Consider the following 14,184-nt stretch of genomic DNA (forward strand, 5'->3'; position numbering starts at 1 on the left):
ACGGTTAAATGTTTAACCAAATTAACCAATTAAACAAAAATAATGTCAGAAGTAGTAATAGTACCAACAATGGCCGAAATGACGGCGCAAGGCAAACAGCCAGAAGTCTTGTTTTGGGTAGGTTGTGCTGGAAGTTTTGATGATAGATCAAAAAAAATCACAAAAGCATTTGTACGACTCTTGAATCGTGCCAATGTCTCTTTTGCAGTTCTGGGTACAGAAGAAAGTTGTACTGGAGATCCTGCAAAAAGAGCAGGAAACGAATTTTTGTTTCAAATGCAGGCCATGACAAATATTGAAGTCTTGAATGCTTATGAAATACGAAAAATCGTTACCGCATGTCCCCATTGCTTCAATACCTTGAAAAATGAATATCCGGAATTAGGCGGAAAATACGAAGTTTTTCACCATACCGAATTTTTGAAATCCTTGCTCGACGATGGAAGACTAACCATTGAAGGAGGACAATTCAAGGGAAAACGAATCACTTTTCACGATCCATGTTATTTGGGAAGAGCCAACAAAGTGTATGAAGCTCCCCGTGATTTAATTCAAAAATTGGATGCCGAATTGGTCGAAATGAAACGTTCCCGTGCCAACGGTTTATGCTGTGGAGCCGGAGGAGCGCAAATGTTCAAGGATGCCGAGCCAGGAAACAAGGAAATCAACATCGAAAGAACTGAAGATGCACTGGAAACAAAACCAGAAATCATTGCAGCAGGCTGTCCTTTTTGCAACACGATGATGACTGACGGAATCAAAAACAAAGAAAAAGAAGGCGACGTAAAAGTAATGGATATCGCCGAACTGATTGCCAATGCGCAAGATTTATAAATAAATTACAAATTGTAAATTAAAATTAAGTCGGATAGATTTGGCAACTTTTCAAAAGTTGCCAAATCTTGAAATTTAAAATAATCAACCCAAAATTATGGGGTCAATAGATAATCTGCAATCTAAAATCTAAAATTACCATGTATATTCCTTTCGAAAATTTACCAGAAGAATCCAAAATCTGGATTTATCAATCCAACAGAAAATTCTCGGATGTAGAATTTTCTGAAATAGAAAATGAAGTGAAATCTTTTCTCGAAGGTTGGGAAGCACATAGTGTAAGCTTGGAATCCTCTTATCAATTGAAATACAACCGATTCATTATTCTTGCCGTAAACCAGGAAGTGCAAGCTGCAACAGGTTGTTCCATTGATAATTCAGTGCAGTTTATTCAAAAATTGGAACAAAAATACGGTGTCGATTTATTGGACAAAATGAATGTTACTTTCAAAAATGGAGAACACATTGCTCACAAAACCTTGATCGATTTCAAGAAAATGGCCAAAGAAAAAGCCGTTACTGAAAATACCATCGTTTTCAATAATTTGGTCAATACCATTCAAGAGTACAACGAATCATGGGAAGTTCCGGCAATGGACAGTTGGCACAGTCGTTTTTTCTAAAAAGAACCAGCGTTGGTTCAGTAAAATTCGAATGAGTTTAAACTAATTATATTTGGGGCATTCCTGTTTTACCTAATTTCGTTTCATCAAAATACAAATATGAAAATAGCAATTGTTTGTTATCCCACCTTTGGAGGTAGCGGTGTTGTCGCAACGGAACTTGGTCTTGAATTGGCTCGTCGCGGTCACGAAATCCATTTTATTACCTACAGTCAGCCTGTACGATTGGCATTGCTAAACCCTAATGTTTTTTATCACGAAGTTAACGTTCCCGAATATCCTTTGTTCCATTTTCAACCATACGAACTGGCTTTGTCAAGCAAAGTGGTCGATATGGTAAAGTTATATAAAATAGAATTATTGCATGTTCATTATGCCATTCCGCATGCTTATGCTGGTTATATGGCCAAGCAAATGTTGAAGGACGAAGGAATAAATCTTCCAATGATAACAACGCTTCACGGTACGGATATTACTTTGGTGGGCAATCATCCTTTTTATAAAACGGCAGTAACATTCAGCATCAATAAATCTGATTTCGTGACCTCGGTTTCCCAAAGTTTGAAAGAAGACACCATAAAATTGTTCAACATAAAAAATGAAATTCAGGTAATTCCAAATTTTATTGAGTTGGATAAAGAAATTGAGGAACCTGTCACTTCTTGCCGACGTTCTGTTATGGCCAATGAAAACGAACGAATCATTACACACATCAGTAATTTTAGAAAGGTAAAACGAATTCCTGACGTGATTAAAATATTTTATAAAATCCAGCAACACATTTCAGCCAAATTGATGATGGTGGGCGACGGGCCAGAAAAAGAAAAAGCAGAATATTTGTGTCAAGAATTAGGCATTCAAGACAAAGTCATATTTTTTGGAAACAGCAACGAGATAGACAAAATATTAAGTTATACTGATTTATTCCTGTTGCCGTCCGAAACCGAAAGTTTTGGTCTTGCCGCCTTGGAAGCAATGGCTTGGAGCGTTCCCGTGATTTCAAGTAAATCAGGAGGTTTGCCGGAAGTGAATTTCGAGGGAGTTTCAGGTTATTTAAGCGAGGTGGGCAACACTGACGAAATGGCCGAAAATGCCTTGAAAATTTTGAAAGATAATGCCACGTTAAACAAATTTAAAGAGAATGCGTTATCAGTTGCCAAACAATTTGACATCAAAAACATTTTGCCTTTGTATGAAGAGTTGTATCACAAAGCCATAAACAAATTTTCATGAAAAAAGTAGTCCTATTATTGTTGGTCTTGGTCTTGTTTTCCTGTTCTTCCAATGTTAAAAATACAGGAACTAAACCATTGTTTGAAGTTTTGACCCAACAACCGGATGGTGGAGCCAATATCCGCTTTTTTGAAATTTTGTCTGAGTCCAATGAAATTGCCATGTTGCAGAATGATGAAAAACTCAAGAATAAAATTCATCCCAACGATGTTCAAACTTCTAATTTTGTTGTTTTGAACATGGGAGAAAAAACAACTGCGGGTTATAAAATCAACGTTGAAAGTGTTATCGAAACGGATAAAAATATAATTATTACAGTAAAAGAAACAGTTCCAGAACCCAATGCAGTGGTTTCGCAAGTAATAACCTATCCGTATTGCATCGTTAAAATAAATTCTAAAAAAGAAATCATTATCAAATAAAAAAAATCCCGCTCTAATTATTAGGCGGGATTTTTAAATATTTGAGGGCTTTGATTAAAATTTAAATCGGACTCCTAAAGCGATGTCTGAGCTATAATTATTGCCATAATAATTTACGGCTCCAATTTCAGGCCTGAAATCTAATGAAAGTAAAATTGGCACTTCCTCGAAACCATATTCTATTCCAATATCTCCGGCTCCAAAAACAAATGTTCCGTTATTGTCCAAATTATTGTCATTCCAGCTTCCGATACCGCCACCAACACCTGCGTACCAGTTGAATCCTCCGTCAATATTCCATACCCATTGATATACGCCCGCTAACTTGAATGCATCTACACTGTTGTTGTTTCTAAAACCTAAATCTAATTCTAAACGATTGTTTTGTGATAAACCTATTTGATAAGAGATTTCTCCTCCAAAACCATCATTGTCGCCTAAACGTAATCCTAGAGCATTTTTTGCAATATCTTGCGCCTGAGTGGTAAATGTTAATCCCATTAACATGATTACCGATAAAATAATTTTTTTCATAATTGTTTTTTAGTTTCTACAAAGGTCAAACAAATATTAGACCAAAATATTATACAATTGTGAAAAAAAGTTACATAATTACCGTGTTTTTACTTTAAAATATTGATTTTCAAGAATAAATTAATTTAAAATATTGGGCCTTAAAAAAACTATTGTCACTATTTGATTGTTCAAAATAATCTCCATTTCTAAAAAAGTTCTTCCATAGCGTGTATGGCTTTTTTGCTTTTTAACTTTAAATGCAATAAAACGACAAAGCTTTTAAAAGTTTATCCTGAAATCATTGCATAAACTTTTAAACTTTAGTCTAAAATATTATATTTGTTGAAAACTAATTATAATGGCAGGAAATAGCTACGGGACACTATTTAGAATAACAACTTTTGGAGAATCACATGGAGAAGCATTAGGCGGCATAATTGACGGCTGTCCTTCGGGAATAAAATTAGATTTAGATGCCATCCAGTTCGAAATGTCACGAAGAAAACCCGGACAGTCCAAAATTGTGACCCAGCGAAAAGAACCAGATGATGTGCAATTTTTATCCGGAATTTTTGAAGGAAAAACCACTGGAACTCCCATCGGTTTCATAATCCCGAATACCAATCAAAAATCAGATGATTATTCGCATATAAAAGACAATTACAGACCCAGTCATGCCGATTATGTGTATGAAAAAAAATACGGAGTTCGTGATTATCGCGGTGGCGGACGAAGTTCTGCACGAGAAACGGCCAGTAGAGTGGTGGCTGGTGCAATTGCTAAACAAATGTTGCCAGAACTAAAAATCAACGCTTATGTTTCTTCCGTAGGGCCACTTTTTCTGGAAAAACCATATCAAGATTTGGATTTTTCAACCATAGAAAACAATCCAGTTCGATGTCCAGATCAAAAGATGGCTGCCGAAATGGAAGAATACATCAAACAAATTAAAAAAGACGGTGACACCGTTGGAGGAACTGTAACCTGCGTAATCCAAAACGTGCCGATTGGTTTGGGAGAACCGGTTTTTGACAAGCTGCATGCCGAATTGGGAAAAGCAATGCTGTCGATAAATGCCGTAAAAGGATTTGAATTTGGAAGCGGATTTTGTGGCTCACAAATGAAAGGTAGCGAACACAACGACTTATATAATGAAGACGGCACCACCAGAACCAACCTTTCAGGAGGAATTCAAGGAGGAATCAGCAACGGAATGGATATTTATTTCCGTGTTGCTTTCAAACCGGTTGCCACCATCATGCAAAAACAAGAATCATTGGACAATAAAGGAAATATTACTGAAATGACCGGAAAAGGGCGTCACGATCCTTGCGTCGTTCCGCGTGCCGTTCCCATTGTTGAAGCGATGGCAGCCATAGTTCTTGCCGATTTTTATTTGATAAACAAAACATATTAAAAATAGTTTGCAGTATCCGGTGGTCGGTTTTTTTAATAAAAACAGAACGCTGGACACTGAATGCTGAACACTAAAAAAATGATACAACCCGAATCCAAAAAAACATCATTATTAGGGAATCTTACTTTTCAAATTATTATCGCCATGTTGCTTGGGGCAATTTTGGGTATAATTATTCATAATAATTATGATACTTCTATTACCAAAGAATTTAGTGATAAAATAAAAATATTGGCCACTATTTTTATTCGTTTGGTACAAATGATTATTTCTCCATTGGTTTTTACCACTTTAGTGGTGGGAATTGCTAAGCTGGGTGATATCAAAACTGTGGGAAGAGTAGGAGGAAAAGCATTGGGATGGTTTTTTAGCGCTTCTTTTATTTCACTGTTAATTGGAATGTTTTGGGTAAACATTTTAAAACCGGGAGAAGGATTAAATTTATCCAATGTCGATTTGACTTCCGCCGCTGAAGTAACCGAAAAAACACAAAGTTTCTCGGCCTTAAACTTTATTGAACATATTTTTCCCAAAAGTATTTTTGAAGCCATGGCGAATAATGAAATCTTGCAGATTGTCATTTTTTCCATCTTTTTCGGCTTGGCGGCAGCTTCGATAGGAAGTTTTGCCAAACCAGTTATCAATGCATTGGACAAAACATCGCATATCATTTTGAAAATGGTAAATTATGTAATGAAGTTTGCTCCACTTGGAGTTTTCGGTGCCATTGCGGGAGTTTTTGCCATAAAAGACTTGAACGAATTGGTTGTTACTTATATAAAATATTTCAGTTCTTTTTTGGTAGGAATAACTTCATTATGGATCTTTTTATTGATGATAGGTTTTCTTTTTCTTGGAAGAAGGATGAAAACCTTGTTAAAACACATTATGAGTCCTTTGATTATTGCATTCGGGACAACAAGTAGTGAAGCGGTTTTTCCTAAGCTAACCGAAGAGTTGGAACGTTTTGGGGTAAAGGATAAAATTGTTTCTTTCATGTTGCCGTTGGGATATTCGTTCAATTTAGATGGAAGCATGATGTACATGACTTTCGCCAGTTTATTCATCGCGCAAGCTTATGGAATAGAGTTGGATTTAGGGACACAGATGGTAATGCTTTTAGTTTTAATGCTAACCAGTAAAGGAATAGCGGGCGTTCCTAGAGCGAGTTTAGTGGTTGTTGCTGCCACTTGCGGAATGTTTGACATTCCCATAGAAGGAATTGCCTTGATTCTTCCTATCGATCACTTCTGTGACATGTTTAGATCTGCCACCAATGTTTTGGGCAATGCATTGGCCACTTCTGTAGTGGGCAAATGGGAAGGTGGAATCGAAGAGTAAATTGCCGTTATTCAAAAATATTTTTTTCTCCAAATAAAATAAATAGCTAAATATTTAATTTTACGCAGAAATTACTTTTATAAATCCTTTTTATATAGTTTTATACATATAAATAGTATACATTTATACGATATTAATTATAGATGTTTCAAATGCGAATTTTTATTTTGTTGTTGTTTTTGTTGAATTCTTTCAGCAATAATTTATTTGCACAAACAAAAACTCCCACCAAGCCAGAAATCAAAAAATTAGCCAAGGAAGCTGTTGTTTACTTGAATAATGCCAATTTTGAAAAATCAATATCGTTGTCCAGACAGGTGCTGCATTATGCCACCAGCATCAAGGATGATTATCTTATAGCCGTTTCCTACAACACCCTTGCCGCAAATCTCGACGAATTGTCTGAATTTGACAAAGCTATTTTGTATTATAACAAAGGCTTGTTTTATGCCAATAAAACCAATAATGACACCATAAAAAATTGGATAAACAACAATTTGGGCAATGTCTATTGTTTTGAAAAAAAGCAATATGAAAAAGGAATCAGGCATTATAAAAAATCTCTCGAATACAGTCAAAAGGCAGCAGACACCAGCCAGATTGTTTTTACAAAATTAAACATCGCCTGGGTCTATTTTGACATAGGTCATTTTGACGAAGGATTTCCCTATTTAAAGTTTATCAATACCTATCATCCAAAATTTGGCGACAAATCGACAATTGTTGTCTTGAACATGCTCAATGGGATGTATTTTGGTTCTAAAGGTGAAAATCAAAAAGCGGAATCCTATTTTTCAAATGCCATAAAATTAGGAAATTTGGAAGGCACAAAATCAGATTTGTCCTATTCGCATCAAGAGTATTCCAAGTTTTTATTGAAGAACGGCCGGTATAAAGAAGCATATGAAAACTTGGCGCTTTACAATACAATAAAAGAAGAACTTTATAACCAAGAAAAACTGAAAAAGGCCGATATAGCTGGAGTTCATCTGGAATTGGACGAATACAAAAGGGAGGTTGATAAAATTGAAGTCGAGAAAAATTTGCAAGCCCAAAGTTTAAAAAAATCCAAAATCATAGTGATTCTTTTTATTATTGCCTTGTTAGTCGTATTGATGCTGCTTTATTCAGTATACAAAAACTACAGCTTCAAGAAAAAAGCAAATCAAGAACTTACCATTGCCAACGAAGAATTAATTATTGCCAAAGAAAGAGCAGAAGAAGCTTCCTTGTTAAAAACACAATTTGTGTCGACGATGAGTCACGAATTGAGGACGCCATTATATGGTGTCATTGGCATCACGAATATGCTGTTGGACGAACATAAAGAACTGGCCAATAGTCCCCATTTAAGTTCCCTGAAATTTTCAGCCCGGTATTTGTTGTCGTTGGTCAATGATATTCTGCACATCAATAAAATTGAAGAAAACAGGATTGTCCTTGAAAGTGCGGCATTCAATGTTTCTGACGAAATTATCATGATTAAAAATTCGCTCTCGTTCATAGCCCAAAACAATAATGACACCATAATTGTAGCGGTAGATCCTGACATACCTGAATATTTAATTGGAGACAAATTAAGACTTTCCCAAATTTTAATGAATTTAGTGAGCAATGCTTTGAAATTTACAAAAAACGGAGAAATTAAAATTACTGCCAATCTGGTAAAAGTAGAAAATAAATCACATTATATTGAATTTCAAGTCAAGGATAACGGCATAGGAATCGCCGCCGATGATCAAGATAAAATTTTTGAAAAATTTGTCCAAGTTGGAAGAAATGAAAATGACTATCAAGGAACAGGACTTGGATTAGCCATCGTAAAACGATTGGTAACATTGTTCAATAGCAATATTTCACTTGAAAGCGAAGTAGGAGCAGGAACCACATTCAAATTTACGATAGCTTTTGATTACGATCCAGATAAAACAAACGAAATCATTAACAGTATCAAGGTCGATTTGACCTCAAGCCAAATATTTAAAATATTGGTGGTCGAAGACAACAAAATCAACCAAACCGTCACAAGAAGAATCATAGAAAAAAATAATTGTAGTTGCGCCATAGTCAACGATGGATTTCAAGCAATTGAAATATTGGAAAAGGAAACTTTTGATATTGTTTTGATGGATATAAACATGCCCATGATGAATGGTTTTGAAACCACCAGAAAAATTCGTCTTAATGGAATAAAAACGCCAATTATCGCTTTGACGGCATTTGCCAAAGATGAAATAACCGAAGAAGCTATTTCGGCCGGCATGAATGACATAATCATAAAACCTTTTGAACCATTGAAATTATTCAAGGTAATTAACGATCAAATAAATAAAGCAAGAAAGGCAGAAGCAGCATTGCCTATTGCATAAGTGGCATAAAAAACAAAACCATTTGAAACAATTTCTTATTCCAAATGGTTTTTTTAAAGGCAATAGGAACGATAAAAACTATTTTTATTTGATAGGTATATTTTTTAGCGTTCTTTTTTTGGCACTTTCTTTTTTTCCAATGACAACGTGAAGTATGCCGTCTTTATAGTTCGCTTCAATTTTGTCCTCATTGGCAGTTTCAGGTAAAGTAAAAGTTCTACTAAAAGATTGGTAATTGAATTCTTTTCTGATATAGTTGTCTTTTTTCCTTACTTCTTCTTTTTCTTCTTCTTTTTCTGAAGAAATCATGAGCACATCATTGTCGATTTCAACTTTGAAATCTTCTCTTTTCATTCCTGGTGCTGCTAATTCCACTTCAATGTTGGTATCTGTTTCTTTTAAATTTACGGATGGTAGATTGCTGCCTATCGATGCAAAATTTTTATCAGTCCAGTCAAATAAATCTCTTGTAATAAAATCATCAAAAAAGTTGTTAACTGATTTGTTTGCCAATGACGGAAATAATCCGCCTCTTTTAACTAAAGTTTCCATAATTTTGAATATTTAATTGTTATAATTTACTTTCATAAAATTAGTAAAAACTGGTCGAAATTAAAATCAATATAACAAATAATTAACTCGTAAAACACTGATAACAAGAATTTTATTAATAAAAAAAGCGTCTTTTAGCAACAAACTAAAAGACGCTTTTTTTTATTAGGACAATCCTGAAATCTATTCAATTAATACCATCGTTTTTTATTCTGTTTTGAAGCGTTTGATTTTCTTGATTTGTGTGCTCCACCACTTCTGTTTGAATTTTTTGTTGCCGAAGCGGGAGCTGTTTCCGGACTTCCGGAATGCCAAGGATAAGGATGGTCGCTTACGATTTTCACGTCTACTTTAATTAGTTTCTGGATGTCTTTCCAGTATTGGTGTTCATCTTTACCGCAAAAAGAAATGGCAACACCTTCATTTCCGGCGCGACCCGTTCTGCCTATTCGGTGAACATAGGTTTCGGGAATATTGGGCAAATCAAAATTGATTACAAACGGCAATTGGTCAATATCGATGCCACGAGCCGCAATATCGGTTGCCACGAGGACTCCAACTTCTTTGTTCTTGAAAGCATCCAAAACGCGTTGTCTGGCATTTTGTGATTTGTCGCCGTGAATGGCCTCGGCGGCAATGTCTTTTTTGCGCAAAGCTTTCACCACATTGTCTGCGCCGTGCTTGGTTCTCGAAAAAACCAATACATCCGATAAATTTTCGTTTTTGATTAAATGATGCAACAGGTTTCTTTTTTCGCCTTTTTCGACAAAATAAACGCGTTGTTCCACACTTTCGGCGGTTGACGATACTGGCGAAACTTCCACTTTTGCAGGATCTTTCAAGAACATTTCTGCCAATTCTCGAATGGCAATCGGCATTGTTGCAGAGAACAAAAGCGTTTGCCTGTTTTTTGGCGTAAGCTTTACAATTTTTTTGACATCGTTTATGAATCCCATATCCAGCATTTGATCCGCCTCGTCAAGAACCAAGGTGTGTAAATGGTCTAAATCTATGAAACCTTGTTTGTGCAAGTCAAGCAATCTTCCGGGCGTGGCCACAAGAACGTCAACTCCTTTTCGCAAAGCATCGACTTGGGGAACTTGAGAAACTCCACCGAAAATAGTTAGTTGTACCAAGTTGGTATATTTGCCGTAGGTATCAAAACTTTGGCCAATTTGTACTGCCAATTCTCGAGTGGGAGTCACGATTAGCGCACGGATTTCCTTGGCTTTTTTTGATGAACCCACAATTCGGTGCAATTGATGGATAATTGGAATAGCAAATGCTGCTGTTTTTCCTGTGCCTGTCTGGGCACAACCTATCAAATCTCTTCCTGCCAAAACCAGAGGAATAGATTGTTCTTGAATGGGAGTGGGTTGGGTGTAGCCTTCTTCAAATACGGCTTTTTGTATACTTTTTGAGAGTGATAAATCTTCGAATAACATATAATTGGTATTAAATATCCTGTGTAAAGTACACGGATAGTTTTGCAAAGATAGGTTTATTTTTTTTTGATGAATATTAGTTTGGCGTCCTTGGCAATCAAAAACAAGATTAATCCGCTATAATTCGCCAATTTGGTTGTTTGATTTTATGAAATCAGTCACCAAATAACCTATAAGTTTTCCAATTAAATGATTGTTTTTTCCTTCGGCAAGGTCAGGGGCTCCTTCACAAATATGAAGGTAGGCGGCGTTTTTGTTTTTTCCGAAAAAAGTAACAAATTGCCTCAATTCTTCAATAGAAAAACCACTTAACGTCATGGCACTACTGGCAATATTAGGAATCGCGTCAAGATCGATTTCAATTCCAAAACAATCATTTTGGATAAATTCGGATGCCATAACGAGTTCTTGGTTGAATTCTTTTTCTTTTCTTATGTTAATGCTGTCATAGGTGGCATAACGCACGCGGTCATCTGTTTTTTTTATGATGTCCAAAACGCTTTTCGAAGTGTAATTTTCGTGTAAGCCAAAAATAAAATATTTTTTTAAAAAACCTTCTTCAAAAGCATAAGAAAAACCGTTTCCGCTATGTCTTCCTTCGAGAATCCTGAAATCAGAATGCGCATCAAAATTAATGGCATTGATGGCTTTTCCTTTGGCAAGTGCAGTTCCTTTGATGTTTCCATAGGAATTGTTGTGGCCGCCGCCAATGACAATGGGAGTTTTACCAGATTTAATGATGTTAAAAATAATATGTGAAACTTCCTTGTCAATTCTTTCAACCAGTTGGCTCAGTTTTGTACGATCATTGACATCATTAAAATTAAGATGTTTCACCTCTTTCATCTCCTCACATACATTTAAATGCCCCAAAACAAGAATCTGGCTGCCTTTACAAAAACGATTGTGCTGGATGTTGGCAATACTTCCTATGGCACTTTCCCATGCCGATGCGGCTCCAGGTCTACCAAAATTAGCTCGTACGCCTATGTCTTCCGGTATGCCAAACAATACATATTTTGCTTCCGAAGTTTTTAAAAATGTTGCAGGATCTATTCCCTTTGGAATAGTCATCATTTTCTCGCCAAATTTTATTTCGCCACTTCTGTGGTTGGTTACTTTTGCAAGGTCATTTATTGTAAAAGGAATGAGTTTTTCCATAAAATTTTATAATGTTCAAATATAATATATTTGGTTGAAATACGTTATTAGGTCATATTATATTATTAAATTTGTAAAAAAATATTTTAAAAAATGGAAGAGCAACAAAACAATTCAAGTTCAAGTCTAAAGGTAATCATTGCCATTTTAGCAATCCTGTTAGCAGGAAGTTTGGTTTATATTTATAAAATTACAACCGATGCAAAACAAGTGCAAACTGAATTGACTAAAACCGTATCTGAAAAGGATTTGGTAATGAAGGATTTGCAGGATTTAAAGGCCACATATGACGCAGCAATTGCAGAAAACACTTCAATGTCTGAGGAGTTGATCAAGGAAAGAGACAAAGTTGTAAGTTTAATGAACGATATTAGTAAATCAAAAGGAGATGTGTCAAAATACAAATCCCAATATCTTAAATTAGAAAGCAACATGAAGGTCTTGATGGCTGAAAATGAAAGCTTGAAAAAACAAAATACAGTTTTGACCACACAAAGAGACAGTACAATTGTTGTTTTGGGCGAATCAAAAAAATACAATGAAGTATTGATAGGTCAAAACGAAGAATTGTCAAAAACAGTTGAAAAAGGATCGAAATTGACTGTTTTGAACATGAAAACTGCGGCCTACAAAATAAGAAGTTCCGGAAAACAAGTAGAAACAGATAGAGCCGGTAGAGTAGATGTACTTAGAATTAGCTTTACCATTGCTGAAAATCAAATCGCAAAATCGGGAGATAAAGATTATTATGTTCAAGTAATTGACAGTAAAAACAATGTTTTGGGGAACAAACAAACGGTAAGTTTTGGCGAAAAATCATTAACGTATAGTTTTATCACAACCGTTAAATACGAAAATAAAACAGTTCAAGTTTCACAAGATTTGCCAGGGAAAGATTTTGCAAAAGGAACTTATTTTGTAAATGTTTTCGACAAAGACGAGTTGGTTTCTAAAACCAGTTTTACTTTAAGATAAAAGTTTTAAGATTGATAAAAGGAAAGAGGAACAATTTGTTCCTCTTTTTTTATGGGAAAATTTCGCCTTCAATAAAAATGGTGTCTATCAAATTACTGCCAAAAGCATAGGGTAATTGATAATAAGAAGAAACCGGTTTTGAGATGATAAGATTGGCTTTTTTGCCAATGGTGATGCTTCCGTGGCTAGCGGCGATTCCCATGGCAAAAGCTCCATTTATGGTAGCGGCATTGATGGCTTCCTCAGGAGTCATTTTCATTTTGATGCAAGCGGTTGAAACCACAAAGTTCATGTTGCCTGATGGAGTTGTGCCCGGATTAAAATCCGTAGCGAGTGCCAATGGCAAACCGGCAGTCATCATTTTTCTAGCCGGCGTGTAAGGAATTCCCAAAAAATAAGAACACGAAGGCAAGGCAACGGGCATCGTTTCGCTGTTTTTTAAGGCTAGAATGTCTTCCGGATTCATTATTTCCAAATGATCCACAGAAAGCGCTTTGTGTTTTATTCCAGCTTGTATTCCTCCAATGGTGTTGAATTGGTTGACGTGGATTTTTGGCTTTAAGCCAAAACGGATTCCAGCTTCCATAATTTGCTCCGTTTCGGTGACAGTAAAATAACCGGTTTCGCAAAACACGTCTATGAAGTCCGCTAATTTATTTTTGGCAATTTCAGGAAGCATTTTATTGATGATCAAATCAATGTATCCTTGTCGATTGGCTGCATATTCCATCGGAAAGGCATGTGCACCAAGAAAAGTGGCTTTTATGGTTATGGGATATTCTTTTGACAAGCGATTGATTACTCGAAGCATTTTCAATTCGCCGTCAACAGTAAGTCCGTAACCTGATTTTATTTCGACAGCGCCAGTTCCCAAGCGCATTATTTCTTCGAGTCGAACCTTGGATTGGTTGTAAAGTTCTTCTTCGGAAGTTTCGTTTAGTTTTTTGGCTGAATTTAGAATTCCACCACCACGATGGGCTATTTCTTCATAAGAAAGTCCATTGATTCTGTCCACAAATTCCTGTTCGCGATTGCCGGCATAAACAATGTGAGTGTGGGAATCACACCAAGACGGCAGCACTATTTTTTCATCGGCATCAATGCATTTTTCAGGATTTAGATTCTCTGGTAAACTCTCCATTGCACCAAAATCAGTAATCAAATCATTTTCAATTACCAAATAAGCATTTTTGATGGTGGGAAGCACGGCCATTTCAGCACCTGAAACCTTCGAAACCGAAGCGTCTCGAACTTGAAGTAATTCCTTGATGTTGATGATTAGCGTTTTCATTTTAT

General features: G+C 35.9%; 13 protein-coding genes. 8 read left to right on the forward strand and 5 right to left on the reverse strand.

The features are described from left to right. Positions 1-42: 42 nt before the first annotated feature. From C0430_RS02935 to C0430_RS02950, 4 genes are all read left to right on the forward strand, one after another. Positions 43-834 carry a (Fe-S)-binding protein gene (locus C0430_RS02935; protein ID WP_290865310.1) on the forward strand — a complete coding sequence of 264 codons (792 nt, stop codon included), beginning with the start codon at positions 43-45 and terminating at the stop codon, positions 832-834. 140 nt (positions 835-974) lie between these two features. Further along, complete coding sequence (locus C0430_RS02940; protein WP_290865311.1) at positions 975-1,457, forward strand: ABC transporter ATPase; 483 nt, start codon at positions 975-977, stop codon at positions 1,455-1,457. A 99-nt stretch (positions 1,458-1,556) separates the two neighbouring features. Next, the gene (bshA, locus tag C0430_RS02945; RefSeq protein ID WP_290865313.1) at positions 1,557-2,690 is read left to right on the forward strand and encodes an N-acetyl-alpha-D-glucosaminyl L-malate synthase BshA; all 1,134 of its coding nucleotides are present in this window, start codon (positions 1,557-1,559) and stop codon (positions 2,688-2,690) included. After that, positions 2,687-3,112: a protease complex subunit PrcB family protein gene (locus C0430_RS02950; protein ID WP_290865315.1), complete on the forward strand. Its 426-nt coding sequence runs from the start codon at positions 2,687-2,689 to the stop codon at positions 3,110-3,112. Before bshA ends, C0430_RS02950 begins: the two co-directional genes overlap by 4 nt. Before the next feature lie 54 nt (positions 3,113-3,166). Here the strand turns inward: C0430_RS02950 and C0430_RS02955 are convergent, their stop codons facing one another. After that, complete coding sequence (locus tag C0430_RS02955; RefSeq protein ID WP_290865317.1) at positions 3,167-3,646, reverse strand: hypothetical protein; 480 nt, start codon at positions 3,644-3,646, stop codon at positions 3,167-3,169. A 340-nt stretch (positions 3,647-3,986) separates the two neighbouring features. Between C0430_RS02955 and aroC the strand changes: the two genes are divergently transcribed. The 3 genes from aroC (at position 3,987) to C0430_RS02970 (ending at position 8,755) form a co-directional block, all read left to right on the forward strand. Next, positions 3,987-5,045, forward strand: a complete 1,059-nt coding sequence (aroC, locus tag C0430_RS02960; RefSeq protein WP_290865319.1) for a chorismate synthase — start codon at positions 3,987-3,989, stop codon at positions 5,043-5,045. A 78-nt stretch (positions 5,046-5,123) separates the two neighbouring features. Beyond that, positions 5,124-6,386, forward strand: coding sequence for a cation:dicarboxylase symporter family transporter (locus tag C0430_RS02965; RefSeq protein WP_290865321.1), 1,263 nt, complete (start codon positions 5,124-5,126; stop codon positions 6,384-6,386). 152 nt (positions 6,387-6,538) lie between these two features. Beyond that, positions 6,539-8,755 carry a response regulator gene (locus C0430_RS02970; protein ID WP_290865323.1) on the forward strand — a complete coding sequence of 739 codons (2,217 nt, stop codon included), beginning with the start codon at positions 6,539-6,541 and terminating at the stop codon, positions 8,753-8,755. A gap of 84 nt (positions 8,756-8,839) precedes the next feature. On the opposite strand, the gene C0430_RS02975 is transcribed toward C0430_RS02970, so the two are convergent. The 3 genes from C0430_RS02975 to C0430_RS02985 all read right to left on the reverse strand — a co-directional run bounded on the left by C0430_RS02975 (position 8,840) and on the right by C0430_RS02985 (position 11,913). Beyond that, positions 8,840-9,307: an Hsp20/alpha crystallin family protein gene (locus C0430_RS02975; protein ID WP_290865325.1), complete on the reverse strand. Its 468-nt coding sequence runs from the start codon at positions 9,305-9,307 to the stop codon at positions 8,840-8,842. A gap of 191 nt (positions 9,308-9,498) precedes the next feature. After that, on the reverse strand, positions 9,499-10,752 hold the full coding sequence (locus tag C0430_RS02980) for a DEAD/DEAH box helicase (protein ID WP_290865327.1): 1,254 nt from the start codon (positions 10,750-10,752) through the stop codon (positions 9,499-9,501). Positions 10,753-10,869: 117 nt separating this feature from the next. Further along, positions 10,870-11,913, reverse strand: a complete 1,044-nt coding sequence (locus C0430_RS02985; RefSeq protein ID WP_290865329.1) for a formimidoylglutamase — start codon at positions 11,911-11,913, stop codon at positions 10,870-10,872. A 93-nt stretch (positions 11,914-12,006) separates the two neighbouring features. Here C0430_RS02985 and C0430_RS02990 point away from each other — a divergent pair, with 93 nt between their 5' ends. Next, the gene (locus C0430_RS02990) at positions 12,007-12,888 is read left to right on the forward strand and encodes a hypothetical protein (protein WP_290865331.1); all 882 of its coding nucleotides are present in this window, start codon (positions 12,007-12,009) and stop codon (positions 12,886-12,888) included. Between the two features lie 49 nt (positions 12,889-12,937). On the opposite strand, the gene hutI is transcribed toward C0430_RS02990, so the two are convergent. Beyond that, the gene (gene hutI / locus C0430_RS02995) at positions 12,938-14,179 is read right to left on the reverse strand and encodes an imidazolonepropionase (protein ID WP_290865333.1); all 1,242 of its coding nucleotides are present in this window, start codon (positions 14,177-14,179) and stop codon (positions 12,938-12,940) included. Positions 14,180-14,184 lie beyond the last annotated feature (5 nt).

Origin of the sequence: Flavobacterium sp., assembly GCF_013823965.1 — a bacterium.
Lineage (GTDB): Bacteria > Bacteroidota > Bacteroidia > Flavobacteriales > Flavobacteriaceae > Flavobacterium.

Coding starts and splice junctions, on each gene's coding strand:
- C0430_RS02935 (WP_290865310.1), top strand. CDS start 43: ATGTCAGAAGTAGTAATAGTACCAACAATGGCCGAAATGACGGCGCAA.
- C0430_RS02940 (WP_290865311.1), top strand. CDS start 975: ATGTATATTCCTTTCGAAAATTTACCAGAAGAATCCAAAATCTGGATT.
- bshA (WP_290865313.1), top strand. CDS start 1,557: ATGAAAATAGCAATTGTTTGTTATCCCACCTTTGGAGGTAGCGGTGTT.
- C0430_RS02950 (WP_290865315.1), top strand. CDS start 2,687: ATGAAAAAAGTAGTCCTATTATTGTTGGTCTTGGTCTTGTTTTCCTGT.
- C0430_RS02955 (WP_290865317.1), bottom strand. CDS start 3,646: ATGAAAAAAATTATTTTATCGGTAATCATGTTAATGGGATTAACATTT.
- aroC (WP_290865319.1), top strand. CDS start 3,987: ATGGCAGGAAATAGCTACGGGACACTATTTAGAATAACAACTTTTGGA.
- C0430_RS02965 (WP_290865321.1), top strand. CDS start 5,124: ATGATACAACCCGAATCCAAAAAAACATCATTATTAGGGAATCTTACT.
- C0430_RS02970 (WP_290865323.1), top strand. CDS start 6,539: ATGCGAATTTTTATTTTGTTGTTGTTTTTGTTGAATTCTTTCAGCAAT.
- C0430_RS02975 (WP_290865325.1), bottom strand. CDS start 9,307: ATGGAAACTTTAGTTAAAAGAGGCGGATTATTTCCGTCATTGGCAAAC.
- C0430_RS02980 (WP_290865327.1), bottom strand. CDS start 10,752: ATGTTATTCGAAGATTTATCACTCTCAAAAAGTATACAAAAAGCCGTA.
- C0430_RS02985 (WP_290865329.1), bottom strand. CDS start 11,913: ATGGAAAAACTCATTCCTTTTACAATAAATGACCTTGCAAAAGTAACC.
- C0430_RS02990 (WP_290865331.1), top strand. CDS start 12,007: ATGGAAGAGCAACAAAACAATTCAAGTTCAAGTCTAAAGGTAATCATT.
- hutI (WP_290865333.1), bottom strand. CDS start 14,179: ATGAAAACGCTAATCATCAACATCAAGGAATTACTTCAAGTTCGAGAC.